The following is a 26,955-nucleotide window of genomic DNA, read 5'->3' on the forward strand; positions in this document are numbered from 1 at the left end:
ACTTGGGGGAGTCGAACGTGCATAGTCCGAGGACATGATGATGGGTTACAAGCTACGTTATTTTGCCATGGCGGCCCTGACGCCGGTGGCGCTGTTGCTCTTGGGGGGGGTCCTTGGCGGGTGGTTCGCGGTATCAGCCCTTATCTATATGACTTTATTGTCTTTTGTCTTGGATGAGTGGATCGGAAAACTGGCCGGAACCGCCGACCCGGAGGCGGATTTCACCGCCGCGAACCAGCTTTCGATCCTGCTTGCAACCGCGCATTTCATCCTGCTGCTGCTGGTGGTTTTCGCCCTGTCCGGCGGCACCGGGATCGGGATCTTTCCCGGCATTGCCCTGGCGCTTGCGGCGGGACTTTTCTTTGGACAAGTGTCCAATTCCAACGCGCATGAGCTGATCCACAGATCAGATAAGCGCCTGTTTATACTCGGAAAACTCGTCTATATCTCGCTCCTTTTTGGTCATCACACCTCAGCCCATAACAAGGTGCACCACCGGTTTGTCGCCACAGAAGATGATCCAAACTCCGCCCGTGAGGGGGAAAGCTTCTATGCCTTTGCGCCACGCGCCTGGATCGGGTCTTTCACCGCGGGATATGCGATGGAAAAAGCCGATATCGCCCGCGCCAAACAGGCCGGAAAATGGCGGGTTAACCCCTATGCGGGCTATCTGGCCGGGGCGGCAATCATGCTTATTCTGGTCGGGACAATCTTTGGAGCCAAAGGCTTGGCCGCCTATCTATTCCTTTGTTTTTACGCACAAATTCAGCTTCTTCTGTCGGATTACGTGCAGCATTACGGGTTGATGCGGGCCCGCGTTGAAAATGGCGGATACGAACCTGTGGGGGACCATCACAGTTGGAACTCTCCTCATTGGTTCACCTCGCATCTGATGATGAATGCGCCACGTCATTCCGATCACCACGCCCATCCGATGCGCCCCTACCCGGCGCTGCGCCTGCCGGATGCAACCCGGGCACCGATGCTGCCCTATCCCTTGCCGACAATGGCGACACTTGCGCTGTTTCCACCGGTCTGGAAACGCGTGATGCGGCGGTCGCTGGCGAAATGGGAGATGATCCGCAAACTTTAATCTTTTGCCCAGCCCGAAAGGCCAAAGTTTAAACTTTCCACGGCGCAGATCAGCGAAGTTTAAACTTTTTCGCCCGGAAATGACGCGGGAAAGGACACGGGAAGGCCGGGTGCGAGGGCAGGTTTCGGTAAAGCTTATCGGCCCCTCGGAAGCTGACCCTGCGTCACCCGCCATCCCAACCCTCATCCTGAGCACAAACCTGAGCTCGATCCTGAGCACTGCGCCCCGGTTTTCCCCCTTGTTCCCGACCGGAACATGCGGGCAATTAGGGAGGGAGAGGCACCGCAGGCTTCCGGCATCCGCTGCACCGCCCGGCTGCGATCACGGATACCCCAAGCGGCAGCTTGCCCAAACCCGGCGACCCCGTGGTAATGCAGCGGATCCGCGCCTATATTGAAATGCACGTGACAGGAGGGAAGGCATGAGTGGCAATGGCTTACAGAAAACCGCCTATTTCGCATTGGTGGCGCTGATCCTCTATGTCTCGCTGACAGGGGGGGCGTGATGGCGCAACGATACGGGGGCGACTACAGTCCGAACGGATCCAAACGCCCTGAAAGCGACGGGCAGAACGCGCCACTCCGGCAGCGCTCTCCGTTTGAAGGGACCCAGCCTGCACGGGCCGGCGCGCGGGTAAACCTGCTGTTCCTGGCGCCCCTTCCGCTGGTGGGGCTGGCCTTTTTCCGCGACCCCGCGCCAATGGCCCTGTCACTGGTCGGGGCCGGGCTTTTGCTGGCGGCGGCCTGGCTGACCCGCGAAGGGGTGGCCGCGCATGAGGCCTATGACGCGCGCAAGGTGGCGCGCCGCCCGGCCTTTCCGCGCAAGATCTTTGCCGCCATCCTGACCGGTGCGGGCCTTGCGGCCGCGGGTCTGGTGCAGGGCAGCGCGATCGAGGCGGCGCTTTATGCCATTCTGGGGGCTGGGCTGCACCTGTTTTCCTTTGGCCCGGACCCGTTGAAAAACAAGGCCGCCGAGGGGGTGGACACCTTCCAGACCGACCGGGTGGCCCGGGTGGTGGAAGAGGCCGAAGCGCAGCTGGGCGCCATGAGCCGCGCGGTTGATGCGCTGCGTGATCGCCACCTGACGGCCCGGGTCGAGACCTTTCAGCTGACCGCGCGCGACATGTTCCGGGTGGTCGAGGACGACCCGCGCGACCTGACCGCTGCCCGCAAGTTCCTGTCGGTCTATCTGCGCGGGGCGCGTGATGCGACGGTGAAATTCACCGAGCTTTACACCCGCAGTCACGATGCCATCGCGCGCCGCGACTATGAGGCGCTGCTGGATGATCTGGAACAGAATTTCGCCGCCAAGACCCAGGCGCTTTTAAGTGACAACCGCACCGATCTTGAGGTCGAGATCGAGGTGCTTCGCGACCGTCTCGCACGTGAAGGCGTGCGGATGGACAAAGATTGATGGACAGAAATTAAAGAGGAACTGGTCATGTCGACATTGCCTACCGAAACCCAGCTGAAGGAATTGCAGGACGTCACCGCCGTGACCCTGCCCGAACCGGCCGGTGCCCTTTTGCCGCTGTCTGAGACCAAGGGGGAAAACCGCGCCGAGATCGAGAAGCGCATGGATGAAATCGACATGAGCGACAGCCAGTCGATCATCGAATTTGGCTCTGCCGCGCAGGCGGAATTGCAGGTGATCAGCCAGGACATGCTGCAAGGGGTGCGCAACAAGGATCTGGGGCCTGCAGGGGACGGGCTGCGCGACATGGTCACCACCATTCGCGGTTTTTCGGTCTCGGAACTGGATATGCGGCGCAAGCAGTCCTGGTGGGAAAAGCTGCTTGGCCGGGCCGCGCCTGCGGCGAAATTCCTGGCGCGGTTTGAAGATGTGCAGGGCCAGATCGACAAGATCACCGACAATCTGCTGACCCATGAGCACACGCTGCTCAAGGACATCAAATCGCTCGACAAGCTTTATGAAAAGACTCTGGAGTTCTACGACGAGCTGGCGCTTTACATCGCGGCGGGGGAAGCGAAGATTGACCAGCTGGATGCCGATGTGATCCCGGCGAAAGAGGTGGAACTGGCGGATGCCCCCGAGGAGCAAGGGGTGCTGAAAGCGCAGGAGTTGCGCGACCTGCGGGCGGCGCGCGATGATCTGGAACGCCGGGTGCATGACCTGAAACTCACCCGTCAGGTGACGATGCAATCGCTGCCGTCGATCCGTCTGGTGCAGGAAAACGACAAGTCGCTGGTGACAAAGATCAATTCGACCCTGGTGAACACCGTGCCGCTGTGGGAAACCCAGCTGGCGCAGGCGGTGACCATCCAGCGCTCGACCGAGGCGGCAGCCGCCGTCAAGGACGCCACCGATCTGACCAATGAACTGCTCAAAGCCAACGCCTCCAACCTGCGCGAAGCCAATGAACTGGTGCGCGAACAGATGGAACGCGGCGTGTTCGACATCGAGGCGATCAAGGCGGCAAATGCCGATCTGATCGGCACGATCGAAGACAGCCTGCGCATTGCCGATGAAGGCAAGGCCAAACGCGCCGAGGCCGAGGAAGAGCTGATCAAGATGGAAGCGGAGCTGAAGGCAACCCTGGCAGCCGCGCGGGCCAGCGCCCCCGCCAAAGCAGGGTAAGATGACACGGCGCGCGGCCTTTTCTCGCGTGGCCGGACGGGCCGGATGGCAGGGCGCGCTCCTTGCCAGCAGCCTGTTGTTGTCCGGCTGTCTGGCGTTTCAGGGCGGGGTCCGAACCTCGCCCGTGCCACAGCCCCGCCCCGCCCCCGCAATCTACACCCCCTCCGCCGAAAGCGTCGAACTGGCGGGCTATTACGAACGGGTTCAGCGCGGGCTGCTGGTGCAGGGTCTTTTGCGCGGTGATGACGGCGGTGTCGACACGCCTTTTACGGATGAGATGCTTGCGCGCAACTTCATGCGCCTGGCCTTTTCCAGTGAATATGCCCTGCCCGGCCGGGCCGGCCAATCCGGTCAGTCGCCTGCGCAATTCCTCAACCGATGGGACGGGCCGGTGCGCCTGTCGCTGTCTTTCGGCGCGTCGGTGGATCCCGACGCCCGGAAGCAAGTCACCGCGATCACGCGCCGCTATGCCTCGCGGCTGGCGCGGATCACCGGTCTGTCGATTTCGGTCCTGAAACCGGACCACCCCCGCGCCAATATGCGCATCTTCATCGTTGATGAACGTGAACGGCGCGCGCTGGAGGCCCGCCTGTCGCGGGGGGATGGCACGCTTTCTGCCGCCGCCATCCGAGCGCTGATCAGCCTTGATCGCCGCAATTATTGCCATGTTCTGGCCCGCGCACCACAGGGCACAGCCACCCTGACCAAGGCCGATGTGGTGATCCGCACCGAAATCCCACCGCGCATGATGGGCGCCTGCCTGCATGAGGAGATTGCGCAGGGGCTGGGCATCGGCAATGACAGCCCGCAGGCCCGCCCGTCGATTTTCAATGATGATGAGGAGTTTGGCCGCCTCACCACCCATGACGAGATGCTGTTGCGGATCTTATATGACGCGCGGCTGCGCCCCGGCATGAGCGCAGATGAGGCCCGCCCGATTGTGACCGAGATTGCCCGCGAGCTGGTGCCCCCCGCACATCGCAGCGCGCGCCCGGATCAAACACCCCACACATCCCCAACAGATGACGAGGTCTGAGCAGACATGCTATCCCCTGCACGGCCCCATATCCCACCACATTCCCCCCAACACTCCGAAGGAGGACATCATGGGTATTTTTGATTTTCTGACCGGCGAATTCATTGACGTGATCCATTGGGTGGATGATACCCGTGACACGATGGTCTGGCGGTTCGAACGCGAAGGGCATGAGATCAAATATGGCGCCAAGCTGACCGTGCGCAAAGGCCAGTCGGCGGTGTTCATCCACGAAGGCCAGCTGGCCGATGTGTTCACCCCCGGGCTTTATATGTTGGAGACCAACAACATGCCGGTGCTGACCACGCTGAACCACTGGGATCACGGGTTCAAATCCCCCTTCAAATCCGAGATCTATTTCGTCAACACGACGCGCTTTGCCGACCTGAAATGGGGCACCAAGAACCCGATCATGATCCGCGATCCCGAGTTTGGCCCCACCCGCATTCGCGCCTTTGGCACCTATGCGGTGCGCGTCACCGATCCGGCACGGTTCCTTGTGGAAATCGTCGGAACCGATGGCGAGTTCACCATGGACGAGATCTCCTTCCAGATCCGCAATATCATCGTGCAGGCCTTTTCGCGCGTGATCGCCAGCGCCGGCATCCCGGTGCTGGATATGGCGGCCAACACCCATGATCTGGGCCAGATCGTGGCGCGTGAAATCACTGCCATCGTGGGGGAATACGGCCTCTCCATCCCCGAATTCTACATCGAAAACATCTCGCTGCCGCCCGCGGTGGAAGCGGTGCTGGACAAGCGTACGTCGATGGGGATTGCGGGCAATCTCGACAATTACATGAAATTCAATGCAGCCGAAGCCATGGGCGCGGAAAACAGCGCCATGGCAAGCTCGATGGGGGCGGGCATGGGCGCCGGCATGGGCATGGCAATGGCCCAGGGTATGGCGCAGGGAATGGCCCAAAATGGGGATCGTGCACAGACCGGCCCCCAGAACAGCCAGCAGGCCGGACCATGGGGCGCGCCCCTCCCTCGGACTGTCTCGGCCACCCGCACCATGCCCCCACCCCCGCCTCCGGTCGAAAAACTCTGGCACCTGGCCGAAAACGGCAAAACCACCGGCCCGTTTTCCAAGGCAAAACTGGGCCGGATGGCCGCCGAGGGAAGCCTCTCGCGCCAGACCCATGTCTGGACACCGGGGCAGGATGGCTGGCTTTTCGCCGAAGACGTGCCGGAACTGGCCCAGCTCTTCACCGTTGCCCCGCCGCCGCCACCCGGCGCATGATCGACACCTGATCTGATCGGGGCGGATGGGACCGCCGCCCCTTTTTTCTTGTCTTAAAGCGTTTCGACTTATTATTGAGCCACAATAATGAGGCGAAACGCTCGAAACCTACTGATGTTGCGGGCGTTTCGAAATCAACTTGTGTCTCAAGTTACTCTCGAAACGCTTTAAATATCCTCGCCGAAGGCATAAATCCCATGTCCACCCCTCCCCAAAGGCCCCCAGCCCCCGCGCCGCAAGAGGCCGAACACCGTTTCCCCTGCGACCAATGCGGGGCGGATCTGCGGTTTGACCCCGAAACGGAGGATCTGAGCTGCGATCACTGCGGGTTTCATTCCCCTTTGACCCGAACCCGCGAGGCGGGGGTGAAAGCGATTGTCGAGCTGGATTACCGCGCCGCCCTCACCCATGCCCTGCCCGAGGCAGACAGTATCGAAGCCCGCGCCACGACCTGCCCCAACTGCGCCGCGATCTTCGAGTTCGACCCCAATCGCCATGCCGCCGAATGCCCATTCTGCGCCACCCCGGTGGTGGCCGACAGCGGCACCTACCGACAGATCAAACCCAGGGGGGTGGTGCCTTTTGCCCTTGGCGAAACCGCCGCGCGCGACGCCATGACCCGCTGGCTGGGCGGACTGTGGTTTGCACCAAACGGCCTTCAGGACTATGCCCGCAAGGGGCGGAAACTGAACGGGATTTATGTGCCCTACTGGACATATGACGCCCAGACCGACACGCGGTATCTGGGGCAGCGCGGTGACGATTATTATGTCGACCGCGTGGTGATCGTGGATGGAAAACGCCAGACCAGACGCGTGCGCAAAACCCGCTGGTCGTCGCGGTCCGGCCGGGTTGCACGGTTTTTCGACGATGTGCTGGTGCTGGCCTCACGGGGGTTGCCGAAACGCTATACCGATGCGCTGGCGCCTTGGGATCTGTCCCGCCTGACCCCCTACAGCCCGGATTACCTCGCCGGGTTTCAGGCCGAAGGATACACGGTGGAACTGGCCGAGGGGTTTGCCGAAGCGCGGGCGCATATGGACCGGGTGATCCTGCGCGATGTGAAATTTGACATTGGCGGGGATCGGCAGCGGGTGACATCGCTTGACACGGAAGTGTCCGATGTGCGGTTCAAACACATCCTGCTACCGGTCTGGCTGGCGGCCTATAAATATCGCGGCAAGACCTATCGCTTTGTGGTCAATGGTCAGACCGGCCGGGTGCAGGGCGAACGTCCGTGGTCTGCCGCCAAGATTACGGTTGCGGTTCTGTTCGGGCTGATCCTCGCCGCAGGGATCGGTTACCTGATCGCCATCAATCAATGAGGCCCAGATGGATTACGACGCGTTCAACGCCCTGCTCAGCACCCGCCATTCCTGTCGCGCCTTCCTGCCGGCCCCATTGTCCGACCGCGAGATTGCCCAGATCCTGACCGCCGCCCAGAAAGTGCCGAGCTGGTGCAACGCCCAGCCCTGGCAGGTTGAGATCACCCGCGCGGAGGAAACCCATCGCCTGCGTGCAGCCCTTTACAACCATGCCTTACATAACAGCCACGCCCCGGATCTCGACTGGCCTTCCGCCTATAGTGGCGCGCATCAGGATCGGCGCCGAGCCTGTGGCCTCCAGCTTTATGAAAGTGTCGGGATCGCGCGCGGAGACCGGGTGGCATCGGGGCAGCAGATGCTGGAAAACTTCCGGTTTTTCGGCGCGCCGCACATGGCCCTGATCTCGGCCCCGCGTGAACTGGGCCCATATGCCTATCTTGATTGCGGCGGGTTTGTCACCGGTTTTGCGCTTGCGGCACAATCGCTGGGGCTGGGCAGCATTCCGCAGGCCGCCGTCGCCGCATTTGCCCCTTTTCTGCGTGACTGGTTTGGCATCAGCGAGGAGAGGGTGATCCTGTGCGGCATCGCCTTTGGCCGCCCTGACCCGCAGGCCCCGGTGAACCAGTTCCGCACCACCCGCGCGCCTTTGGGCGAATGGGTGCGCTGGCACGGCTGAGCCGGGTCTGGAAGATATGTGCGGGCCTGTCTCAGCGAAGGATGGGCTCAGCAATGGACAGGCTAAGCGATGGACAGGCACGGGGCTGAGCGCTAAAGCAACGCAGAAGATTAAACCCGCAGAGAGGACCCCCATGCGCGCTCTTATCCAACGTGTCTCAGAAGCTGCCGTCCGGGTGGATGGCGACGTGATCGGCGAAATCGGCCCCGGGCTGTTGATCCTTATCTGCGCGATGGAAGGCGACAGCGACGCCAACGCGGATCAGCTTGCGGCCAAGATTTCCAAACTACGGATTTTCAAGGACGAAAACGACAAGATGAACAGGTCGGTCCGCGATATTGGCGGCGCCGCACTTGTGGTCAGCCAGTTCACCCTGGCTGCTGACACGTCGCGCGGGAACCGACCGGGGTTTTCCACGGCCGCCAAACCGGAGGAAGGCAACCGTCTGTATGAATATTTCGCCGATCAGCTACGCGCCCTGGGCATGAAGGTTGCACAGGGGCAGTTTGGCGCAGATATGAAAGTGTCGCTGGTCAACGATGGGCCCGTCACGATCTGGATGGAGATCTGAGACCGGGATCTGCTGGAGAAAACTAGAAAGCTAGGGTCAGGACCTATTAATCTGTCAAAAATAGAAGTGAATTGAGTTTTTTCGGCTTACCGCCACACCAGCGAGTTCTGCCAGCTTTCTGAATATTTTTTCGCCCGTGTTCTCAGCGAACACCTCTGAAAGCGTGATTAGATCGAGCAACTTTTCCCGATCTTCTATTCGCTCATCTTCATAGTCGTCGATAAGTATTCCCAACCTGTCATTGACGGCTCTGGCCCAACCTGATGAGAACAACAGGCCGAAGTCGCGGGTATTCAGGTTCAGCTCAGTCAAATCTCCGTCTCGCTCCTCGCCAGAATTGAGGCGCGAAGCAGCAGGCGCATCAACAGGTACGCAAATATTCTTCATCGGTGCAAACAGGATTCCATGATCAGTCTTCTTGTGCTTCATAGTGGCAAGGAGGAGCATCCATGTCACGACTATTTTGGCTTACAGAAGAACAGGTTGAGCGGATCAGACCGTTCTTTCCAAAGGTGCGCGGCGTTGACCGCGCCGATGATCGCAAGGTTCTGAGCGGCATCATCTACGTCATTAAGAACGGATTGCAATGGGCCGACGCCCCCGCTGAATACGGTCCGCACAAAACGCTCTACAACCGCTTCAGGCGATGGTCGGAGAATGGTGTGTTCGAACAGGTTTTTGATGAATTGGCCAAGCCACAAGGCGACGCCGGAAACGTTTTGATGATTGATGCCACTCACCTGAAGGCCCATCGCACCGCCTCTAGCCTCAAAAAGGGGGCGACGAGCCAAGACTGATTGGGCGGACCAAGGGGGGGGCTGAACACAAAGCTGCATGCCCTGTGTGATAACCTCGGGCGGCCCGTCCGGCTTCACCTGACCGAAGGACAGCGCAGCGACTTCAAGGGTGCGGATGTCTTGCTCAAGGACTTGCCCAAGGCAGAAACCCTGATTGGTGATCGCGGCTATGACAGCAACAAAATCCGAACCTTGCTGGCCGACCAGAAGATCAAACCATGCATCCCGCTGAAGAAAAACCGCAAAGAAACAATCGATTACTGCAAGACCATATACAAAACTCGACATCGTGTGGAAAACCTATTTGCCAGGCTCAAGGACTGGCGACGGATCGCAACACGCTATGACAGATGTGCCCATACATTCAGATCGGCCATCTATCTCGCAGCAACAATCATCTTCTGGTTATGAGTCCTGACCCTAGAAAACTAGAAAACTAGAAAACTAGAAAACTAGAAAACTAGAAAACTAGAAAACTAGAAAACTAGAAAACTAGAAAACTAGAAAACTAGAAAACTAGAAAACTAGAAAACTAGAAAACTAGAAAACTAGAAAACGGGACCAGAGCGGCCCCTTGTTGGCAAGAGACATTCCGCCTCAACGGCAATAAGATCCGCTCCGATAGCGCGCCGTATCCAGATGCAGGTGATCCTTGTGATAGCGATCCGCATCCGGGCCCAGCACCGTGCCAAACGGGCCACAGGCCGAGGCGTGCATGGCGCGCAGCACCTTGCCCTGCACCGGGTCTTTCCACCCTTTCAGGACCGAAATTCGGGCACCGTTTTTCAAGGTCAGGCCCGCGATATCCACCGCCTTGCCCTTGCCATGTTCCGACACTTTCCCCCCCGGTTTGTTGTTGCGGGTGCGGCAGGCATAATGGGCGATGACCTTAAGTTCTGCCGGGCCGCCGCCCAGGCGCCCCACTGCGGGCACCACCCCTTTGCGCACCCAGCTGTCCAGCGCCTTGGCGGTATCGCAATCCATCACCGCAGGGGTGGACAGGCGGATACCGGACACTTCGCTGACCTTCACGCCCCCGCGCAGCCCGCAGCCTGGCAGGGTGCCGGAAATGGTGGAAACTTTCTGTCCCCGGATCCGGCGAGAGCCGCAAATCGCCCCGAATGTCCCGGTAGATTGCGGCAGGGAAACCGGTGTTTTCTGCGGCGTGGCGACCCGTGCCTGCCCCACAAGGCTGCGGGGACGCAGCTGCGGGCGGGGAGAGCGGGCAACCGCATAGGGGCTGGTCGGAGAGGCCGCGATCACGGCCGGCTGGCCTGCGCTGACCGGAGCGGTTGCGGGGATCGCTGTGCCCGGGGTCGCTGTGCCAGGACGCAGGCGCGGGCGAATATCCGCGTGATACCGCACAACCACGTTAAACTGCGGCTTTGCGGGAAGCGCCAAAACCGGGGTGCCCGGTCGCAACAGGGGGCGCTCAGATCGTTCGGGCGCGTAGGCGAGGGCCGCCTGCCCGCACAATGCGGTCACCAGCAAGAGCGCCCCGAGCCCCCGCCCGATCATTTCCGCTTGGCCTCGTGCTGGCCAACGCGACCGAAATCCGGGGCATCCGTATCCTGTCCGGCCTCGATGATACCGCGACGGATCGCACGGGTATGGGTGAAATAGTCAAAAAGCTGTTCCCCATCCCCGGTGCGGATGGCCCGTTGCAGGGCAAACAGCTCTTCGGTGAACCGGCCGAGGATTTCCAGTGTCGCGTCCTTGTTGGTCAGGAACACGTCCCGCCACATGGTCGGGTCGGAGGCCGCAATCCGGGTGAAATCACGAAACCCCGCAGCGGAGTATTTGATCACCTCGCTATCGGTCACCCGGCGCAAATCATCCGCCACCCCGACCATTGTATAGGCGATCAGGTGCGGGGTGTGGCTGGTCACCGCCAGCACGAGGTCGTGATGGTCGGGCTCCATTTCTTCCACATTGGCCCCCATCCCTTCCCAAAGCGCCCGCAGCCGGGCCACCGCCGCCGGATCAGAGCCATTGGGCACAAGGATGCACCAGCGGTTGTCAAACAGCTCGGCAAATCCGGCGCGCGGACCGGAATGTTCGGTGCCCGCCAGCGGATGGCCGGGGATGAAGTGAATACCCGTGGGCAGGTGCGGCCCGACAGCCTCGATCACGGCCTGTTTCACAGACCCGACATCGGTCACAGTGGCGCCTTGCATCAGATGCGGTGCGATCTCTTCGGCCACACGCCCCATCGCCCCCACCGGCACGGCCAGCACAACCAGGTCAGCCTCTTTCACCGCCTCGGCGGCGCTGTCCACCACCCGATCGCAAAACCCGATCTCTCGGGTGATATCGCGGGTTTCAGCAGAGCGCGCGGTGCCGACAATCTCAGCCGCCAGACCGGCGCGGCGCATGGCATGGGCCATGGAGGAGGCGATCAGGCCAAGACCGATCAGGGCGACGCGGTTGTAAACGGGTTGGCCCGGAGTGCTCATACCTGCCCCTCCTTCGTCGCAGCATTTGCCTTGCCGGCCTGTTTCGGATCCGGGATCACCCCTTTGAACCGCCCCACCAGATGGGCGATGCGGCGACAGGAGGGTTCGTCCCCCACGGTGATCCGCAGGCAATTGGGCAGGCCATAGCCCGCCACCCGGCGCACGATGATCCCTTCGGATTGCAGATATTCATCCACCGCGTTGGCTTCGTCTTCCGTGGCAAACCGCGCGAGGATGAAATTGGCGCAGGACGTATCGGAGGGCACACCGATTTCCGCCAGCGCCTCGGCCATCCAGCCGCGCAACCGGGTGTTTTCCGACAGGCATTTCGCCACATGGTCACGGTCGCGCAAGGCGGCCTCGGCGGCGGCGAGTTGCGGCATCGACAGGTTGAACGGCCCGCGGACACGGTTCAGCACATCAATCGCCTCGGCCGTGCCATAGCCCCAGCCAATGCGCAGTCCGCCAAGCCCATACATCTTGGAAAAGGTCCGGGTCATGAACACGTTTGAGCGCATGCTGACCAGCGACGCGCCACCATCGAACCCTTCGACATATTCGGCATAAGCCCCATCCAGCACCAAAAGCACCTGTGGCGGCAGGTTTTCCGCCAGACGGGCCAGTTCACCCATCCCCACCATGGTGCCGGTCGGGTTGCCGGGGTTGGCAATGAACACAAGCCGCGTGTTTTGGGTCACGCCTGCAAGGATTGCATCCACATCCACCATGCGTTCCCGCTCTGGCACCTCAACCGGGGTTGCCCCGGCAGCCAGGGTGGAAATCTTATACATCGAGAAACCATGTTCGGTGTGAATCACCTCGTCCCCCGGCCCGGCATAGGCCTGGCAGAGGAAGGTGATGATCTCATCCGAGCCGACACCGCAGATGATACGCTCGGGGTCCAGCCCGTGCAGATCTCCGATGGCCTTGCGCAGGGCCGCATGGTCGGTATTGGGGTAACGATGCAGATCATGGCCCGCGCGCTTGAACGCTTCAACCGCGTCCGGGCTGGGGCCAAACGGGTTCTCGTTTGAGCTAAGTTTCACCACATTCTGAACGCCCGCCACTTTCGCGGCCCCGCCCACATAGGGTTTGATTGTCATGATCCCTGGTTGGGGCTCAATCTTCGCCATCACCGTATCTCCTTCAAAAGCGTTTTGCCTTTGTTCGCAGGTTGGGGAAAGACAAAACGCTGCGTGACACATCCATGACCCGCAGGTTTCGCCCTATTTCCACCCCTGGTCGAACGCGAAACGCCTGAGGCGGTTGTAGAGGGGGGCACGGGGAGGGGAAAGGGGGAAAGCGCCAACAGGGGGTTTAGCTGGGGATGTGTGGCTTTGCGGTGCGGGGTTAATGCCTGCAAATGCGGCCTTACTCTTCCAGGTCTTGCAGAAGTCAGAGCAGTGCCATGGAGCGATTGAATGTCCGCTTCGAGCCCGTTTTAACTGATGCTGCACTTTGCATCAATGTCCGCTGCCCGTCTTGTGATGGTTAACTCGATGTTCATCGACCAGCATGGCACCGTACAACGCCTCCATGATCTTGCGGAAAGAAGCGACCTCCCCAACGGTGAATTGATCAGCGAACGCCTCGAAAGCCTGTTTTTCACGCTCGCGAACGGCGCCAATCAGGTCGGCACTTTCGTGGGTCAAAACATAAAAAGGCGATCTAGCATGATCGGGATTTGCTGACTTCTCGACCATGCCGGATTTCAGTAGGACCTTGAGCTCGCGCGCCACGAACTGCCGCTTCATGTCGAGCCATTCGGTTAGCATAGGCGCAGTGGCACGCTTCGTTTCGTGGAGCGCTTCAAGGATCGCTCTTTGTCCGACGGAAATATCCGTACCCTGCAAGTCCCGTTCGACGCGCGCGGTAATGCGGCGCAGCAGCGGTCGCACAAGTCGTACGCCAGCGTAAAGGTCTTCTCCGGAGGCAGATTTCATATGGCCCTCATCATTGTCAACTGAGTTGACATTATCTCGGCGTTTGCGTATTCCAAGTGGACTTTAGATTCAATAACGGATGACAACATGTCTTCTGGCAACCTCGCGGAACAGCAGATACTGAAGGCGCAAGCCGAAGGAAAGCTCAACGATCTCGAGGGTGCGGGAAAGCCTTTGCCCAATCGTCCGAGCGAAGATGCAATTGGTGTCGGAATGCGTATCATGGCGCAGGCTGGGTTTGTTCCTCGCGAGTTCGAGCTGAAAAAGGCAGTGGACGCGCAACTTTTGGTTTTGCAAGGGACGACCGACCCGCTGCAAAGGAAGCAGGAAATGAAGAAGTTGGCCGATCTTCAGTTGCGCCACGCAATAGAACGAGAAGCACGGCGAAAGTTCTTTAGCTGATAAGCCGTCAACTCGGCGAAGCGGACCTCGCATCACCGAGGGCGAACGTCAGCTCCGTCCGCATGACCGACATTCATGTCACCTGGCCACACACCAGAAAAAAAGGGCCGCGATAAACGCAGCCCTTTCGTAATTCTGTGGATCGGCGAAGCCTAAGCGGGTGCTTAGTTCTTCGCGTAGAATTCAACCACGAGGTTGGGTTCCATCATCACCGGGTACGGCACGTCCGACAGGCCGGGGGTGCGGGTGAAGGTGGCGGTCATTTTCGAGTGGTCGGCTTCGATGTAGTCCGGAACATCACGTTCGGCCAGAGCCACAGCTTCCAGAACCAGCGCAATTTGCTTGGACTTCTGGCGCACTTCGATCACGTCGCCTTCTTTCACACGGTAGGAAGGGATGTTCACTTTTTTGCCGTTCACGGTCACGTGGCCGTGGTTCACGAACTGGCGGGCGGCAAAGACGGTCGGCACAAACTTGGCGCGGTAGACAACGGCGTCCAGGCGGCGCTCCAGCAGACCGATCAGGTTTTCACCGGTGTCGCCCTTCACACGCTCGGCTTCGCCGTAGATGCGACGGAACTGTTTCTCGGTCAGGTCGCCGTAGTAGCCTTTCAGCTTCTGCTTGGCGCGCAGCTGCAGACCGAAGTCCGACAGTTTGCCCTTGCGACGCTGGCCGTGCTGGCCGGGGCCATATTCACGACGGTTCACCGGGGATTTCGGACGGCCCCAGATGTTTTCGCCCATGCGGCGGTCAATTTTATACTTGGCAGCGGTACGTTTCGTCACAGCTGATATCCTTTTTAGTGGCTTCGCAATCTGATCCGAAAACCGGTTCCCACTTTTCGGATTGCAAAAGCGGACCTTCGCACCCGTTAAGTATTCCCCGCCCCGGCCAAACCGCGACTATAAAGGGCGTTGTCCTCTCGCCTTTGAACCGGGTCCGGCAAATTAAGGGGCCTTGCGGCACACCCTAAAATGATCGGGGCTCTCGAGCTTGACAGGCATCCTCTTGCGAGGGCCACCAACACCAAATGATTGCGGCCCCTGAACGGGACCGACTGGGCGCTTATAGCGGGGTGGAGGGGCGTGTCAACGGGGAAGTGGTAAAAGAGCAAGCACAATTACCAGTCAAAGCAATACCGATACGTGGGTAAGATTTAAACATCTGAGGCAATCTACTTTGCCCCCCCTAAAATCTTTGGCATCTTAACATTGACAAGATTGTCCAGCGCTTCCGTCATTGCCATGAAGTCAGTCATGATCGACCCATCACCCAAGAACAGACATATACTCTGGGCCACTGTGAGAACATCCACCTCATCTCCAGTACTACTATCAATCTCCCGATATGCTTCGGTTAATGCTGTATAACATCCACTAATATTCTTAGGATCCGCGTCGGCAACAGCATTTCGCAGATCATTCAGGCGTTGCAAAACGCTGCAAATTTTGTCTGCCTGTTCAGGTTCGCGCTCCCAAACGGCTCTTAACAAATTCACCTTGTGACCGAATGACAGTCTTGGAGACGTAGTAAACAATCCATCTGGCCTTTTAACCAACGAGGCAATTACCCGCTCAAGCTCACTTTCCACTGCTTCGGTGACCCGCAAAAGGCCCGAGATCGCGTCGTAGTTTTTTCAGTCACGAGGTCGCACCTGCCACTAATTATCTCGAAGACGTTCTGCGATGGGCGAAAAGAGCCAACTTCAATACTCGCTGCGAACTCCAACAACACGAAATCACCCTACGCCACTCCGCGCAAGATCGCCGCCTCGGCCTTTGTCAATGTGCGTCGGGCATAATCCCCATAGCTCATCGGGTTCAGGCCCAGTGCCGGGAACATCTCAAACAGGCGCGCGCGCTGCGCGTCTTCCACGGTTTCAAGCGCCGTGCCCGCAGGGTGGAAACTCTCCGCGGCAACCCCGTTGGCCCAGACCACCTGATGGCGCTCCAGAAGCAGGTGGTAATAGGTCACCTCCCGCACGGATCCATCCACGATCACCCGGCGTTCATCCACCAGATCCTGCGCACGCACCAGCACTTCGTCACTGTTGAACAGGTCGCGGGCCCGGTCCCCGCGCAAAAGAAGCTGGTGTTGCGGGCTGACCAGCAGGTCCTCATCCGGCTGCCCGCTGGACAGGGCACCGGCCCGCACCCGGATCGGCCGCAGCTCCGGCATCGCAAACAGCCGCGCCCCGGAAATCCGGCGCTGGCCAATCCACAAAAGCGTCTGCGCGCCATTGTCACGGGTCTGGATCTGGTCCCCTTCGCGCAGGTCTTCGACCAGGACCTCGCCCTCGGGGGTGCGGATACGTGTGCCGGGGGTGAAACAGATCACGCCAGTCGGCTGATCGGTCAGGCGGTTCACCGTGCTGGGTTCCAGACGGGCCTCAACCACCCAAAGATCGGTATCAGCCGGCGGCACATCATCCACAAACATCAGAAGCGGCGTCTTGCCGGGACCGACCTCGATCAGGGTAATGGTGAAACTCCGGTGCCCGTCCGTGACCTTGAACCCCATATTAAGCAGGGGATCCTCAACCGGTGCAGCCTCAATCGAGAGGCCCGGAACCAGCGCGGCCCCCACCAGTTTATGCACCATTTTCGCGGCCCGCCTGCGCAGATCCGCCTCGCCCGAGGCTTCGGTCAGCCTCAGCACATCCTGTGGTCCGTCCACCCGCAACGGCGCGCCGGTCCAGCGCCAGATGGCGCCCATACCCAATACGGATTTGGCAGCATTCGCCAAACCGTCAATTTCCGTCTGCGCCCAAGAGATGACAAACGTGCCACGATAGCCCGTCTTCATGCCTGTACCTGCCATTTTCTTTTTTATTGCAGGCACATTAGCAGAGGTGATTCGGCCTGTGAAGCGGCTTGTTAACCTTTCCACATCTTTTGGACAGGTCCTCTTGCGAAAAGGACACAGGGCGCAAGACAGGTTCAGAACAGGCGCTGTAGATAGGGGCCTGTCGAAACAGCGATCAGCGGGCCTTTTCCACGCCCTCAGAAGGCCATCCGCAGGCTGACCGAGCCGACCAGCTGCCCCTCGGGCTGGCTGTCAAATTCGCGTCCCAGCCAGGTCAGGCCGTAAAACATTCCCCATCGCCGCCCCTGCCGCTGCACCCCGGCGCGGGCACGGGCGCGCAGGTCCGTCAGATCCAGCCCCCGGTCCTGCGGCAACAACGCGCTGTCAAACACATGGGCCAGGTCAGCACCGATCAGGAAAGACCAACCGGGGTCGGAGGCCTGTTGCAGGCCGGGATAAAGCTGTCCCGTGGTCACGTCCCGCAGCAGCACCGGGTTGCGATAGGCCGGGCCGAACAACAGATCCCCGCCAATCCGCGCATAGCTTTCAACCCCGGCCTGTGCCGACAGGAACGGGCGCAGCGTGGCCACGCCGAAGCGCATCGGGCGGGCAATTTCAAACGAGGCTGTGGGGAAAATCCTGTTGCCGATCTGTGCCTGCTGCACGCTGTCCGAGGGGGGCACCATGTCGAAACGCTCATGAAACCACTGTTGGAAATTGCCCACCCCTGTCGACGGACCGGTGGCGACCAGATCCAGACCGACGCGCAGCTCGGCCCGGCCCCGTTGGAAATAACTGTGCAGCCCTGCAGAAATCACCCCCGCATAGGGCCGGTCCTCCGACCCACCCTCAGTCAGATTGGCAGGAGCGATCATCTGCACCCCAAAGCGCAGCTCATACAGCACACCGATCCGGTCCGGCAGGGACAGGGTGCCCCTGGGGCCACGCAGATTTGACAGGACATAGGCACCGGTGCGCCAGCGGTCATCGCCATCCCCGATAATATCATTGGTGAACACGCGCCCGTAGCCAAGGCTGGCAAAGCCCGACCCATCGCTGTGTGCCTGCACTTCTGCCCCCCCTTCCGCCTGTGCCGGGACAGTGCCAAGCAGCACCGTCAGCAGCACCAGAAACCAGATGGAAATGCCCCGTGCCGCGCGTAGGCAAGGGCTGCCCAAACGTCGCCGTGGGGCAAGGACCGCGCGGGTCGGGATCGCTTTGCGGGGGAGGTTTGAAATCAAATTGCGCATGTCAAATCCAAGTTCAGGGCCCCCACCCTTTGCGCTTCGACATTAACCTTAACTGGATGATTCGAACAATCTTTCGAAATTTCCCGCTATTTTTGGGCGAAAAATATGACTTTTCCTGCATATACGGTACGCAAACCAGAAAGCGGCATTGGATGCCAATACAGCAGAAATTTCGGGGCCGGCACGCAAGCCCGATTGGTCCCGGGGACGCTTTAGGACCGGATCACCGCGCGCAGCGCATCGCCCAGCGCCACCAGGGCAAACAGGCTCGCCGCCACGCAGACAATGGTCGGCCCGGTGGGGGTGTTGATCCAGAACGAGAGTTGCAATCCGGCCAGCGCAGACAGCCCCCCCAACCCCACCGCCCCAAGCACCATCCGCTCGGGCGTGGCGGCAAAGGGACGGGCCGCCGCCGCCGGGATCACCAGCATGGCACCGATCAGCAGGACCCCAACCACCTTGATCGCCACCGCCACCACAAGGGCCAGCGCCAGGGTCAGGACCAACTGCTCGCGTCGGGGATCAATCCCCGAAGCCGCCGCCAGATCCGGGTTCAGCGTTGCCATCAAAAGCGCAGACCAGCGCCACCAGAGCAGGCCAAGCACCGCAAGCGCGCCGCCCCAGATCACCAGAAGATCCATCCGGCTGACCGCCAGAATGTCGCCAAACAGATAGGCCATCAAATCAACCCGCACACCGGACAGGAAGGACACCGCCACGAGGCCAAAGGCGATGGCGGAATGGGACAGCACGCCCAGCAGCGTATCCATCGCATGTCCGCGCACACTCAGGGTCGAGACCGCATAGCCCATCCCCAGCGCGGCGATCAGCACCCCGACAAAAACCGGCGCTTCGAAACTGAGCGACAACGCCACGCCAAGGATCGCCGCATGGGCGGTGGCATCGCCAAAAAACGCCATTCGTCGCCATACGACAAAACACCCCAAGGGGGCAGCGGCCAGCGCCACGCCCAGCCCGGCCAGGGCGGCGCGCACCATAAACGCATCCAGAAAACTCATACCGCACCTTTCTGATCTGCACGGGTCTGATCTGCACGGGTCTGATCTTCACCGGCCTGATCTGCCTGCGCGCGTGAGGGCGCAGGACCCTGATCGTGGTTGCACCCGTCATGGCTGTGCCCGTCATGACTATGATTATGTTCATGCCGGTAAAGGGCCAGCGCCCCATGGGTGCCCGATCCGAACAGCGCGCGGTATTCCGGGGCCGACGCCACCTGTTCCGGCGCGCCCTGACAGCAGACATGCCCATTGAGGCACAGCACCCGGTCCGAGGTTGCCATCACCACATGCAGCTCATGGCTGACCATCAGCACCGCGCAGCCCAGCTCCTGACGCAGCTCTTCAATCAGCTGGTAAAAGGCCGCAGAACCGGGTTGATCCAGCCCTTGCGTGGCCTCATCCAGCACCAGAAGGTCCGGCTCCATCAGCAGCGCACGGGCAAGCAGGACACGCTGAAACTGGCCCCCGGACAGGTCGGTCATCTGGCGCTGCTCAAGCCCTGACGCGCCCACCCGTTCCAGGGCCGCCTGCGCCTGCCCCCTGTCGACCGGCTGCGGCAGGTTGAGAAACCGGGCAACGGTCAGCGGCAGGGTCGGGTCGATATGCAGCTTTTGCGGCACATAGCCGATGCGCAGCCCCTTTTGTCGGTGGACTTTGCCGGCGCTGGGGCGTTCTGCCCCGATCAGCAGTTTCAGCAGGGTGGATTTGCCCGACCCGTTGGGACCGACAATGGTGACAATCTCGCCTTTGCTCAGCGAAAAATCCACACCGGTCAGGATTGGTTTGCCCCCCCGGCGCACGGAGAGGGCTTCGGTCTGGATCAGGGTCATGCGGCCGCGTCCTGACAATTGGGGCAAAGCCCCTCGACCTCAACCACCATGCGTTCAATGGCAAACCCCACCGCCCCGGCCGCCTGCCCCAGCCGCCCCACGGTCAGGTCGGTATGGGTCTCGGCCACGGCCTGACAGGCGCGGCAGATCAGAAAGACGGGGGCATGTTCGGTGTCGGGATGGGCACAGGCGATAAAGGCGTTCAGGCGCTCGATCTTATGGGCGAACCCGTGGGTAACAAGGAAATCCAGCGCGCGATAGGCCACCGGGGGCTGCGAGCCGAGCTTCTCTGCGCGCAGCATATCGAGGATTTCATAGGCGCCCAGCGCGGTATGACGATCGAGCAGGATTTCCAGAACCCGTTTGCGCACCGGCGTCAGCTGCAACCCTTCGCGGGCGCAATGGGCCTGAGCGGCCTCAAGGGCAGTATGAATGCAGGAATGGTGATCATGCTTGGCAAAGCCCAGCGTGGCCATGTCGTCCCGGCTGTGGGGGTCTGCAACGGATTGGGTCATTGAAAGTCCATCGAATTAGGGGCGCTCTGAGACACCGGATTTTTCACTTGATATGATATAGTATTACATATAGCAAGCGAGCAGCGATGTTATAAAGTAACAGGAACCCGATGCGACTCTCCCCCCTTCTTGCGTTCACCTCAATTCTGTCCAGCCCCCTCCTGCTTGCCCTGCCCGCGCTGGCAGAGGTCCCGAAAGTGGCCGCCGATATCGCCCCGGTGCATTCCCTGGTGGCGCAGGTGATGCAGGGGGTGGGCACGCCCGAGCTGATCCTGCCGCCCGGCGCCTCTCCGCATGGCTATGCGATGCGCCCCTCGGAGGCGGCCAGCCTTGCGCAGGCGGATCTGGTGGTCTGGATGGGCCATGACCTTGTGCCCTGGCTGCAAAAACCGCTGGAGACCATCGCGTCACAGGCAACCCAGCTTGAGCTTCTGACCCTGCCCGGCACCCGGCGTCTGGCCCTGCGCGACACGCCGGTCTTTGACGGAAAGACGGACCATGAGGACCATGAGGACCATGGCGGGCATGACCACCGCCCCGGCGGCTCGGATCCACATGCCTGGCTTGCCCCGGAAAATGCGGATCTCTGGCTGACGCGGATTGCCGAAACCCTGGCCCATCTCGACCCCGAGCACGCGGCCACCTATCAACGCAACGCGGATCAGGCCCGCGCAGAGCTGACCGCGCTGGAAGGTGAGCTTCGCACCCAGCTGGCCCCGGTTCAGTCCACCCCTTTCGTGGTGTTCCATGACGCCTATCAGTATTTTGAAAGCCATTTCGGCCTTGCCGCTGCGGGGGCAATTTCTCTGGGTGATGCCAGTCGGCCCAGCCCGGCCCGGCTGATCGCGCTGCAAGAGGTGGTGCGTGAAAACGGCATCCGCTGCGCGCTTGCGGAACCGCAGTTTGATCCGGGCCTGTTTGCCACCGTGTTTGACAGCACCGGCGTTGAGGTCCGGGTGATTGATCCGCTGGGCACCCGCCTGACACCGGGGCCCGCGCTCTATGGCGATCTTTTGCGCAACATGGGCAACAGCCTTGCCGGGTGCCTTCCCTAACAGGTCGCTGAAATAGTCGCTGAGCCGGAACGCTTTCCCGTCGTCAGGTCCGGTTCGACTGAAGTGTCATGTCTGTCGGCGCGCCCACGGCTCGCTTCTGGGGCCATCTTTCCCTTCATACCGCCAGCAACCTCGGCAGCCGGGCAAGGTTGTTGGCGGCCATGGTCAGGATGAAGCGGGATCGGATGCGTTCGACGCCCCGATACATGGTCTGCGCCATGTCGCCGACGGTTTTGGCCCATCCGAACGGCTCTTCGATCTTCTTTCGGTGCTGCTGGGATAGAGCGTAGCCCTCGTGCCGGGTGGTTCGGCCATCGATTGCTGAAAATCTCGTTTTCTGGGCGACATGGGGCGTGACGCAGGCTTGGCGCAGGTCGGACACGAACCCGGCCGCGTCATATCCCTTGTCGGCACCCAGCGTCAGCTGCCGCGTCGATCCGGGGGAATGTCGATGGATCATGTCCAGTGCCGCCTTGCGCTCGGCATGACCGTCCATTGCCCGGCAGGCGATTGCGCAGCAATCTGCCGAGAGGGGCCTGGGTCAGATCACCCTGCACGACCAGCCCGTTGCGGTTCTCCATCAGAGTATGCCCCATGAAGCACAGCATGGCACCCGTGCCGGGGGATTTCTTGTAAAGGCGCGCATCCGGATCGGTGGTCGAGGCATGCGTCGCGTTCGAGCGCTTCTCGCCCTTGAAGTCGACCTCGGCATTGCGGTGGTGGCGTTTGTTGCGGGGCATCGGGTCTGTCTCGGCTGGGGTCTCGGAAGGCGCGGTCTCAAGGGGGCCAACAGGCGCGGGCGGATCATCGGGTCCTTCATCGTCAGGCGGAGCGGCTTCAGCCTTGGGCTGGAAACTTTTCATCGATGCCCAAGCCTTGATGAGCGTTCCATCGACCGAGAAATGTTCGTCCGACAGCAGCGGCGCGACCTCGCGGTGCGCCAGGATCGCCGCCATTACCTTGCGCGACATTTCCGTGGTCAGAAGCCGGTCGCGGTTCTTGGTGAATACCGTGGGGACCCATACCGGATCGTCGATCCCGAGGCCCACAAACCAGCGAAACATCAGGTTGTAATCCATCTGTTCCATCAACTGCCGTTCGGAGCGGATCGAGAACAGGATCTGGAGCAAGCTCGCCCGGATCAGCCGTTCCGGCGGGATCGAGGGGCGGCCGAAATCCGTGTAAAGCACTTCGAATTCGCCATCGAGGCTGGCAAGCGCGTCATTCACCACCTGCCGGATCTTGCGCAGCGGGTGTCGCGGCGGGATGCGCTCCTCAAGATCGACATAGCTGAACAGCGACCCGCTCGTCTCGTCCGTTCCGCGCATCATACCCCCCCCGCCGTAACCATCCCGGATGGTGAATCATGTTCTCAAACCGCTGTCGAGGCAGGACTATTTCAGCAGCCTGCTAAGTGTTGTCCGGGCCTAAGTGTTGTCCGGGCCTAAGTCATGGCAGGGCCTGAGCGGTGACGGGGGCATGGCCCCCTCATCGGCCCACCATGGCCCGCCCTGGCAGGTCCGGGGCAATCTGGACTGACCTGGGCTGACCTGGGCCCGACCTTGGTCTGAAAAAGTGCCGGACATAGGTGCGTTCCCACCCCTGTCCCGCAATGTCAGGATGGGGGCAGACGCCAAACCGGCACTGAACTGCCAAACCGGCACTGGACCAAGGAGATCCAAGATGAAACTCAAACACCTGCTGCTGACAACCTCCCTTTGCGCCATGGTCGCCGCACCCGGATGGGCAAAATCGCGTAATTTCAGCGAGATCGACCAGAACAAGGACGGCACCCTGTCTTTGGAAGAGCTGGAAGCCGCGTTCAGCGCCCGAGGGGCCAGTGCGATCATGAAGCGCAGCGATCTGAACGGGGACGGGCTGATCACCCCCTCTGAAATTCAGGTCTCGCAGGATGACGAGCATGATGACGACGAAAACGACGACGAAAATGATGATGACGAGAACGATGACGAGCGCGATGATCATGAAGATGACGAACATGATGAACGCGACGATGACGAGCGTGACGATGATCGTGATGACGATGAACGGGATGATGACGAACGGGATCGGGATGATGAAAGCTCGGATCGCGATGATCGTGACGACCGCGATGATGGCGAAGGTGGCAGCGACGAAAGCGACGATTGATTGATCGTCGCGGCCAGCACAGTCTGACCCTTCCAAACCGGGTGCGCGCGATCAAAAACAAAGCTGCGCACCCGCCCTCCTGTTCTTACACCGCGGAACCCCCCGAATGATCGAAGCACAGAAATACGAAAAGCTGTTCTCCAGCCCCTTCTTTTCATTTCAGGTCGACGGGCATGAGGCCCTCAACGCAGAGCTTCTGGCGTTCGGACAGGCACTGGAGCGGCAAAACAAAGGGTCGGCCAAGTCGAACCGGGGGGGCTGGCATTCAAAAGGCAACCTGTTTGACGAAGAGGCCCCCTGTATCTCGCTGCTGTCTGTCTTGTGTGAAACGGCCGTCAAACAGGCCACCCGCCGCATTGGCGGCACGGATCCCGACCAGCTTGACCTGAAGCTATTTGCCTGGATGAACCGCAACCCCACCGGCGCGTTCAACGCCCCGCACACCCATCCGGGCGCCCATTGGAGCGGCGTCTACTACGTGGCCCAGCCAAAGGCGGACGACCCGGATAGTGGCCGGATCGAATTTCTGGATCCCCGCAGCGACCTGCCGAACTGGCGCATCCTGAACGCCAAGGCTTTCAAGGTGAAAAAAAGCCTGAAACCGAAGCCAGGTGAGATGATCCTGTTCCCCTCCTACCTGATGCATTGGGTGTTTCCCAACAGCTCAGCCGAAGATCGGGTCAGCATCGCCTTCAACGCCACCTTCTCGGCCCGCGAGAAAAGTTGACCAGCCCCCACTGACCAGCCTGTCCCGTCCAGCCTGCCCTGTCGCGGGGATCTGCGCGGGGGGCAGAGGGACAGGCGGTTTCCCGGTCAGCTGCGCCAGGCCTCATGGGCAATGATCGCGGCTTCGACCCGGTTGCGGGCATGAAGTTTTTCCATGATGGCCGTCATGTAATGTTTGACCGTCTTTTCCTGAAGCCCAAGCGCCTCTGCCACCTCGCGGTTGCTCTGACCGCGGGCCACCAGCCGCAGGATTTCCTCTTCCCGCGCGCTCAGATCGCGCAGCGGGGAGGGCTCCGGCCTGCCCTGCCCCTGTGACATCAGCGACAGCACCTTTTGCGCCAATGCAGGCGAGACATGGGTCTCTCCCTCTGCGACCTGTTTGAGGATCTGCCGCAGCTCGCGGGCGGACACCCCCTTGAGCACATAGCCATTTGCCCCCAGCTGAAGCGCCTCGGTGACATGCTCCCCCTCTTCCGACACGGTCAGCATGACAATCCTGCCGGACAGGTTATCAGCAGAAATGCGGGCAATGGCCTGCATCCCGCCCCCCGGCATGGACAGGTCTACAAGGGCAAGATCCGGCTGGTGCTGTCGTGCCAGTTCAACCGCCTCATCCGCAGTCGAGGCAAGCGCCACCACCTGAAACTCGCCGGTTTCCTCAAGGCTGGTGACCAGCCCGTCGCGAAAAATCGGGTGGTCATCCGCGACCAGAATGCGCAGTGTCATCTGTCTTCCCTACCTCTTTTCCTTCAAGCGGCAAATGGAACCAGGCGCGGGTTCCCGCACCGATCCGCGATTGAACCGTGAGCGTGCCGCCAAGCGGGGCCAGCCGGTCTTCAAGCCCGATCAACCCCTGCCCACCATCTTCGCGCAGCCGGGTTGCCTGATCCACGTCAAACCCGATCCCATCATCAGCCACCTCAACCACGATCCCGGCCGAACCTTGCGACAGGCGCACGGTGATATTCTGCGCCCTGGCGTGTTTTTCCGCATTGGCCAGCAGTTCCTGAATGACACGGTAGAGGCAAAGCTTGGTGGCTTCCTCCGGGCGTAGCTCCTCTTTCACCTCATCCACCAACCGGACTTCGGCTGCAAAGGCGTTGTTGTGATCCTGCACAGCCCGCGCGGCAATCTCGCTCAGGGTCAGCTTTTCGATATCCGGCAGCGCAAGCCCGCGCGAAATCGCCCGCAACTCCGCCATGGCATTTGACAGCGAGCGGCGCACCGTTTCGCCATCCGCCGTGTCAGCCAGCCCGGCCCCCTCCAGCCTGAGCGCCAGCAGCGACAGGTGCTGCGCCACTCCGTCATGCAGATCAAGACCAATCCGCTGCATGATGCGATCGGCCTGAGAGGAGGACCGCCGCGCCGCCAGCGCCATGCGCTCTCTGAGCTCGGTATTGAGCCGAAGCAGCTCGCTTGTCGCCTCCAGCTGCGCGGCAAGATCGGCACGCTGCCGTTCGATCAGGCGACTGGCCGACAGCACAATGCCGTAAAGCGCAAGCCCGCTGGCACAGAAAATCGCGGCCACCACATACCATGTGTCGCGCCGGGCTTTCTGCAGATCCTCCACGAGCCTCTCCGCCCGCTCATAGAACTCGACCACCAGCACCACCTCACCACTGGCCGGGTCACGAATTGGCACATAGACCTCAAGCAGCGGCAGGCCGACAATGGCCTGTTCGGTCTCTGCATGCACCTCCAGCGGGCTGAAACTTGCGGCCACGTCCCCGTTCAGGGCGGTCAAAAGCGCTTCGGACGGCGCAAAACGGCTCCCTTCCAGGGCTTTGTTATTGCTTTCCAAAATCATGGCACTGCGGTCCCAGATTTTATAGGTCACCACCCGCTCGCTCAGGGCACCTGCTGTGAAAACCGTGTGAAGCGCCCCATGGGGATCTGCCGCGTCCTCTTCATGAAAGATGCGCTGCAACGCCCGCGAGGACACCAGGCTTTCAATGTAAAGCGCGGCAGTCGAGCCGTAATTCTGCACCACCCCGTTTTCAATCTTGCGCACCACCCATGTCCCCAGCACATAGGCGGCAAAAGACATCACGATACAGGCGGCAAACAGGAACCGCACCGAGATGGACGCGCGGGACAGGATGTTTCGGGCCGGGGTCAACATGATACGGCGATCTTATGGGATTTCGGGCAATACACTATCGACTTTGGTCCTATCAATTGACGGAAAAAGGGCGGGAATCGCTTGCGTGCTGGCCCCGTGTTGGCCCCTTGGCCGGGATCAGCATAGCAGGGCTGGCCCAAGCTGGCATCTGGCCGAAAGGCGCCCTTCCGTGACCACGCCATGGGGAGAAGATCCCTCCCCATGCCAGGAACCGGGACTTCCGCGCGGATCGGCCAATCAGAAATGGGCCGCCCCCTCTCGGGACATTTTCTTCGACAATACCTTGCCGGGCAATGGACATCAGCTATGCCTGAACGCGGGAGGCTGGCTCTATCTGGC

26 protein-coding genes and 2 pseudogenes are annotated in these 26,955 nt (G+C 60.8%); 13 read left to right on the forward strand and 15 right to left on the reverse strand.

The window, feature by feature from the left end; all coding sequences use genetic code 11:
- Positions 1-40: 40 nt before the first annotated feature.
- The 8 genes from AKJ29_RS08775 (at position 41) to dtd (ending at position 8,545) form a co-directional block, all read left to right on the forward strand.
- On the forward strand, positions 41-1,093 hold the full coding sequence (locus tag AKJ29_RS08775) for an alkane 1-monooxygenase (RefSeq protein WP_055190534.1): 1,053 nt from the start codon (positions 41-43) through the stop codon (positions 1,091-1,093).
- Positions 1,094-1,597: 504 nt separating this feature from the next.
- Positions 1,598-2,506, forward strand: coding sequence for a 5-bromo-4-chloroindolyl phosphate hydrolysis family protein (locus tag AKJ29_RS08780; RefSeq protein ID WP_055189935.1), 909 nt, complete (start codon positions 1,598-1,600; stop codon positions 2,504-2,506).
- A gap of 27 nt (positions 2,507-2,533) precedes the next feature.
- Positions 2,534-3,691 carry a toxic anion resistance protein gene (locus AKJ29_RS08785; RefSeq protein ID WP_055189937.1) on the forward strand — a complete coding sequence of 386 codons (1,158 nt, stop codon included), beginning with the start codon at positions 2,534-2,536 and terminating at the stop codon, positions 3,689-3,691.
- Between the two features lies 1 nt (position 3,692).
- Positions 3,693-4,727 carry a DUF2927 domain-containing protein gene (locus AKJ29_RS08790; RefSeq protein WP_055189939.1) on the forward strand — a complete coding sequence of 345 codons (1,035 nt, stop codon included), beginning with the start codon at positions 3,693-3,695 and terminating at the stop codon, positions 4,725-4,727.
- 70 nt (positions 4,728-4,797) lie between these two features.
- The gene (locus AKJ29_RS08795) at positions 4,798-5,973 is read left to right on the forward strand and encodes an SPFH domain-containing protein (protein WP_055189942.1); all 1,176 of its coding nucleotides are present in this window, start codon (positions 4,798-4,800) and stop codon (positions 5,971-5,973) included.
- A 197-nt stretch (positions 5,974-6,170) separates the two neighbouring features.
- Positions 6,171-7,298 carry a TFIIB-type zinc ribbon-containing protein gene (locus AKJ29_RS08800; protein ID WP_055189943.1) on the forward strand — a complete coding sequence of 376 codons (1,128 nt, stop codon included), beginning with the start codon at positions 6,171-6,173 and terminating at the stop codon, positions 7,296-7,298.
- A 7-nt stretch (positions 7,299-7,305) separates the two neighbouring features.
- The gene (locus AKJ29_RS08805) at positions 7,306-7,974 is read left to right on the forward strand and encodes a nitroreductase (protein WP_055189945.1); all 669 of its coding nucleotides are present in this window, start codon (positions 7,306-7,308) and stop codon (positions 7,972-7,974) included.
- A gap of 133 nt (positions 7,975-8,107) precedes the next feature.
- Positions 8,108-8,545 (forward strand): D-aminoacyl-tRNA deacylase, encoded by a 438-nt coding sequence (gene dtd, locus AKJ29_RS08810; RefSeq protein WP_055189947.1) that lies wholly within the window; start codon positions 8,108-8,110, stop codon positions 8,543-8,545.
- Positions 8,546-8,599: 54 nt separating this feature from the next.
- Here the strand turns inward: dtd and AKJ29_RS08815 are convergent, their stop codons facing one another.
- Entirely contained in the window at positions 8,600-9,001 is a 402-nt protein-coding gene (locus AKJ29_RS08815) for a hypothetical protein (RefSeq protein ID WP_235477402.1), read from the reverse strand.
- Here AKJ29_RS08815 and AKJ29_RS18690 point away from each other — a divergent pair.
- A pseudogene (locus AKJ29_RS18690) lies at positions 8,995-9,753 on the forward strand (IS5 family transposase). The gene AKJ29_RS08815 and the pseudogene AKJ29_RS18690 overlap by 7 nt on opposite strands.
- A 186-nt stretch (positions 9,754-9,939) precedes the next feature.
- On the opposite strand, the gene AKJ29_RS18695 reads toward AKJ29_RS18690, so the two are convergent.
- The 4 genes from AKJ29_RS18695 to AKJ29_RS08845 all read right to left on the reverse strand — a co-directional run bounded on the left by AKJ29_RS18695 (position 9,940) and on the right by AKJ29_RS08845 (position 13,741).
- The gene (locus AKJ29_RS18695; protein ID WP_074963824.1) at positions 9,940-10,860 is read right to left on the reverse strand and encodes an extensin-like domain-containing protein; all 921 of its coding nucleotides are present in this window, start codon (positions 10,858-10,860) and stop codon (positions 9,940-9,942) included.
- A complete protein-coding gene (locus tag AKJ29_RS08835; RefSeq protein WP_055189953.1) occupies positions 10,857-11,798 on the reverse strand; it encodes a prephenate/arogenate dehydrogenase family protein in 942 nt (313 codons plus the stop codon). The genes AKJ29_RS18695 and AKJ29_RS08835 overlap by 4 nt, the downstream gene beginning before the upstream one ends.
- A complete protein-coding gene (gene hisC / locus AKJ29_RS08840; protein WP_055189954.1) occupies positions 11,795-12,931 on the reverse strand; it encodes a histidinol-phosphate transaminase in 1,137 nt (378 codons plus the stop codon). The genes AKJ29_RS08835 and hisC overlap by 4 nt, the downstream gene beginning before the upstream one ends.
- A 330-nt stretch (positions 12,932-13,261) precedes the next feature.
- Complete coding sequence (locus tag AKJ29_RS08845; RefSeq protein WP_074963825.1) at positions 13,262-13,741, reverse strand: MarR family winged helix-turn-helix transcriptional regulator; 480 nt, start codon at positions 13,739-13,741, stop codon at positions 13,262-13,264.
- A gap of 87 nt (positions 13,742-13,828) precedes the next feature.
- On the opposite strand from AKJ29_RS08845, the gene AKJ29_RS08850 reads away from it, so the two are divergent.
- Positions 13,829-14,143, forward strand: a complete 315-nt coding sequence (locus AKJ29_RS08850; protein ID WP_055189956.1) for a DnaJ family domain-containing protein — start codon at positions 13,829-13,831, stop codon at positions 14,141-14,143.
- A gap of 164 nt (positions 14,144-14,307) precedes the next feature.
- On the opposite strand, the gene rpsD is transcribed toward AKJ29_RS08850, so the two are convergent.
- The 7 genes from rpsD to AKJ29_RS08885 form a co-directional block, all read right to left on the reverse strand.
- Positions 14,308-14,928, reverse strand: a complete 621-nt coding sequence (rpsD, locus tag AKJ29_RS08855; protein WP_055189957.1) for a 30S ribosomal protein S4 — start codon at positions 14,926-14,928, stop codon at positions 14,308-14,310.
- A 389-nt stretch (positions 14,929-15,317) separates the two neighbouring features.
- Complete coding sequence (locus AKJ29_RS08860; protein WP_055189959.1) at positions 15,318-15,752, reverse strand: hypothetical protein; 435 nt, start codon at positions 15,750-15,752, stop codon at positions 15,318-15,320.
- A gap of 134 nt (positions 15,753-15,886) precedes the next feature.
- Positions 15,887-16,948: a Hint domain-containing protein gene (locus tag AKJ29_RS08865; RefSeq protein WP_055189961.1), complete on the reverse strand. Its 1,062-nt coding sequence runs from the start codon at positions 16,946-16,948 to the stop codon at positions 15,887-15,889.
- A gap of 197 nt (positions 16,949-17,145) precedes the next feature.
- Positions 17,146-18,198 (reverse strand): lipid A-modifier LpxR family protein, encoded by a 1,053-nt coding sequence (locus AKJ29_RS08870; protein ID WP_055189963.1) that lies wholly within the window; start codon positions 18,196-18,198, stop codon positions 17,146-17,148.
- A gap of 212 nt (positions 18,199-18,410) precedes the next feature.
- Positions 18,411-19,217 carry a metal ABC transporter permease gene (locus AKJ29_RS08875; RefSeq protein ID WP_055189965.1) on the reverse strand — a complete coding sequence of 269 codons (807 nt, stop codon included), beginning with the start codon at positions 19,215-19,217 and terminating at the stop codon, positions 18,411-18,413.
- Positions 19,214-20,047 (reverse strand): ATP-binding cassette domain-containing protein, encoded by an 834-nt coding sequence (locus tag AKJ29_RS08880; protein ID WP_055189967.1) that lies wholly within the window; start codon positions 20,045-20,047, stop codon positions 19,214-19,216. The genes AKJ29_RS08875 and AKJ29_RS08880 overlap by 4 nt, the downstream gene beginning before the upstream one ends.
- Positions 20,044-20,523, reverse strand: coding sequence for a transcriptional repressor (locus tag AKJ29_RS08885; RefSeq protein ID WP_055190540.1), 480 nt, complete (start codon positions 20,521-20,523; stop codon positions 20,044-20,046). Before AKJ29_RS08885 ends, AKJ29_RS08880 begins: the two co-directional genes overlap by 4 nt.
- A gap of 149 nt (positions 20,524-20,672) precedes the next feature.
- On the opposite strand from AKJ29_RS08885, the gene AKJ29_RS08890 reads away from it, so the two are divergent.
- Positions 20,673-21,617, forward strand: coding sequence for a zinc ABC transporter substrate-binding protein (locus AKJ29_RS08890; protein WP_055189969.1), 945 nt, complete (start codon positions 20,673-20,675; stop codon positions 21,615-21,617).
- A gap of 115 nt (positions 21,618-21,732) precedes the next feature.
- Here AKJ29_RS08890 and AKJ29_RS08895 read toward each other — a convergent pair.
- Positions 21,733-22,945, reverse strand: a pseudogene (locus AKJ29_RS08895) (IS5 family transposase).
- A gap of 355 nt (positions 22,946-23,300) precedes the next feature.
- Between AKJ29_RS08895 and AKJ29_RS08900 the strand changes: the two are divergent.
- Together AKJ29_RS08900 and AKJ29_RS08905 are read left to right on the forward strand one after the other, a co-directional pair.
- Positions 23,301-23,768, forward strand: coding sequence for an EF-hand domain-containing protein (locus AKJ29_RS08900; RefSeq protein WP_055189974.1), 468 nt, complete (start codon positions 23,301-23,303; stop codon positions 23,766-23,768).
- A 106-nt stretch (positions 23,769-23,874) separates the two neighbouring features.
- The gene (locus tag AKJ29_RS08905) at positions 23,875-24,495 is read left to right on the forward strand and encodes a TIGR02466 family protein (RefSeq protein ID WP_055189976.1); all 621 of its coding nucleotides are present in this window, start codon (positions 23,875-23,877) and stop codon (positions 24,493-24,495) included.
- An 86-nt stretch (positions 24,496-24,581) separates the two neighbouring features.
- On the opposite strand, the gene AKJ29_RS08910 is transcribed toward AKJ29_RS08905, so the two are convergent.
- Positions 24,582-25,220 (reverse strand): response regulator, encoded by a 639-nt coding sequence (locus tag AKJ29_RS08910; RefSeq protein WP_055189978.1) that lies wholly within the window; start codon positions 25,218-25,220, stop codon positions 24,582-24,584.
- Complete coding sequence (locus tag AKJ29_RS08915) at positions 25,192-26,616, reverse strand: sensor histidine kinase (RefSeq protein ID WP_055189980.1); 1,425 nt, start codon at positions 26,614-26,616, stop codon at positions 25,192-25,194. Before AKJ29_RS08915 ends, AKJ29_RS08910 begins: the two co-directional genes overlap by 29 nt.
- Positions 26,617-26,955 lie beyond the last annotated feature (339 nt).

The sequence above is a fragment of the Aliiroseovarius crassostreae genome (genome assembly GCF_001307765.1).
Lineage (GTDB): Bacteria > Pseudomonadota > Alphaproteobacteria > Rhodobacterales > Rhodobacteraceae > Aliiroseovarius > Aliiroseovarius crassostreae.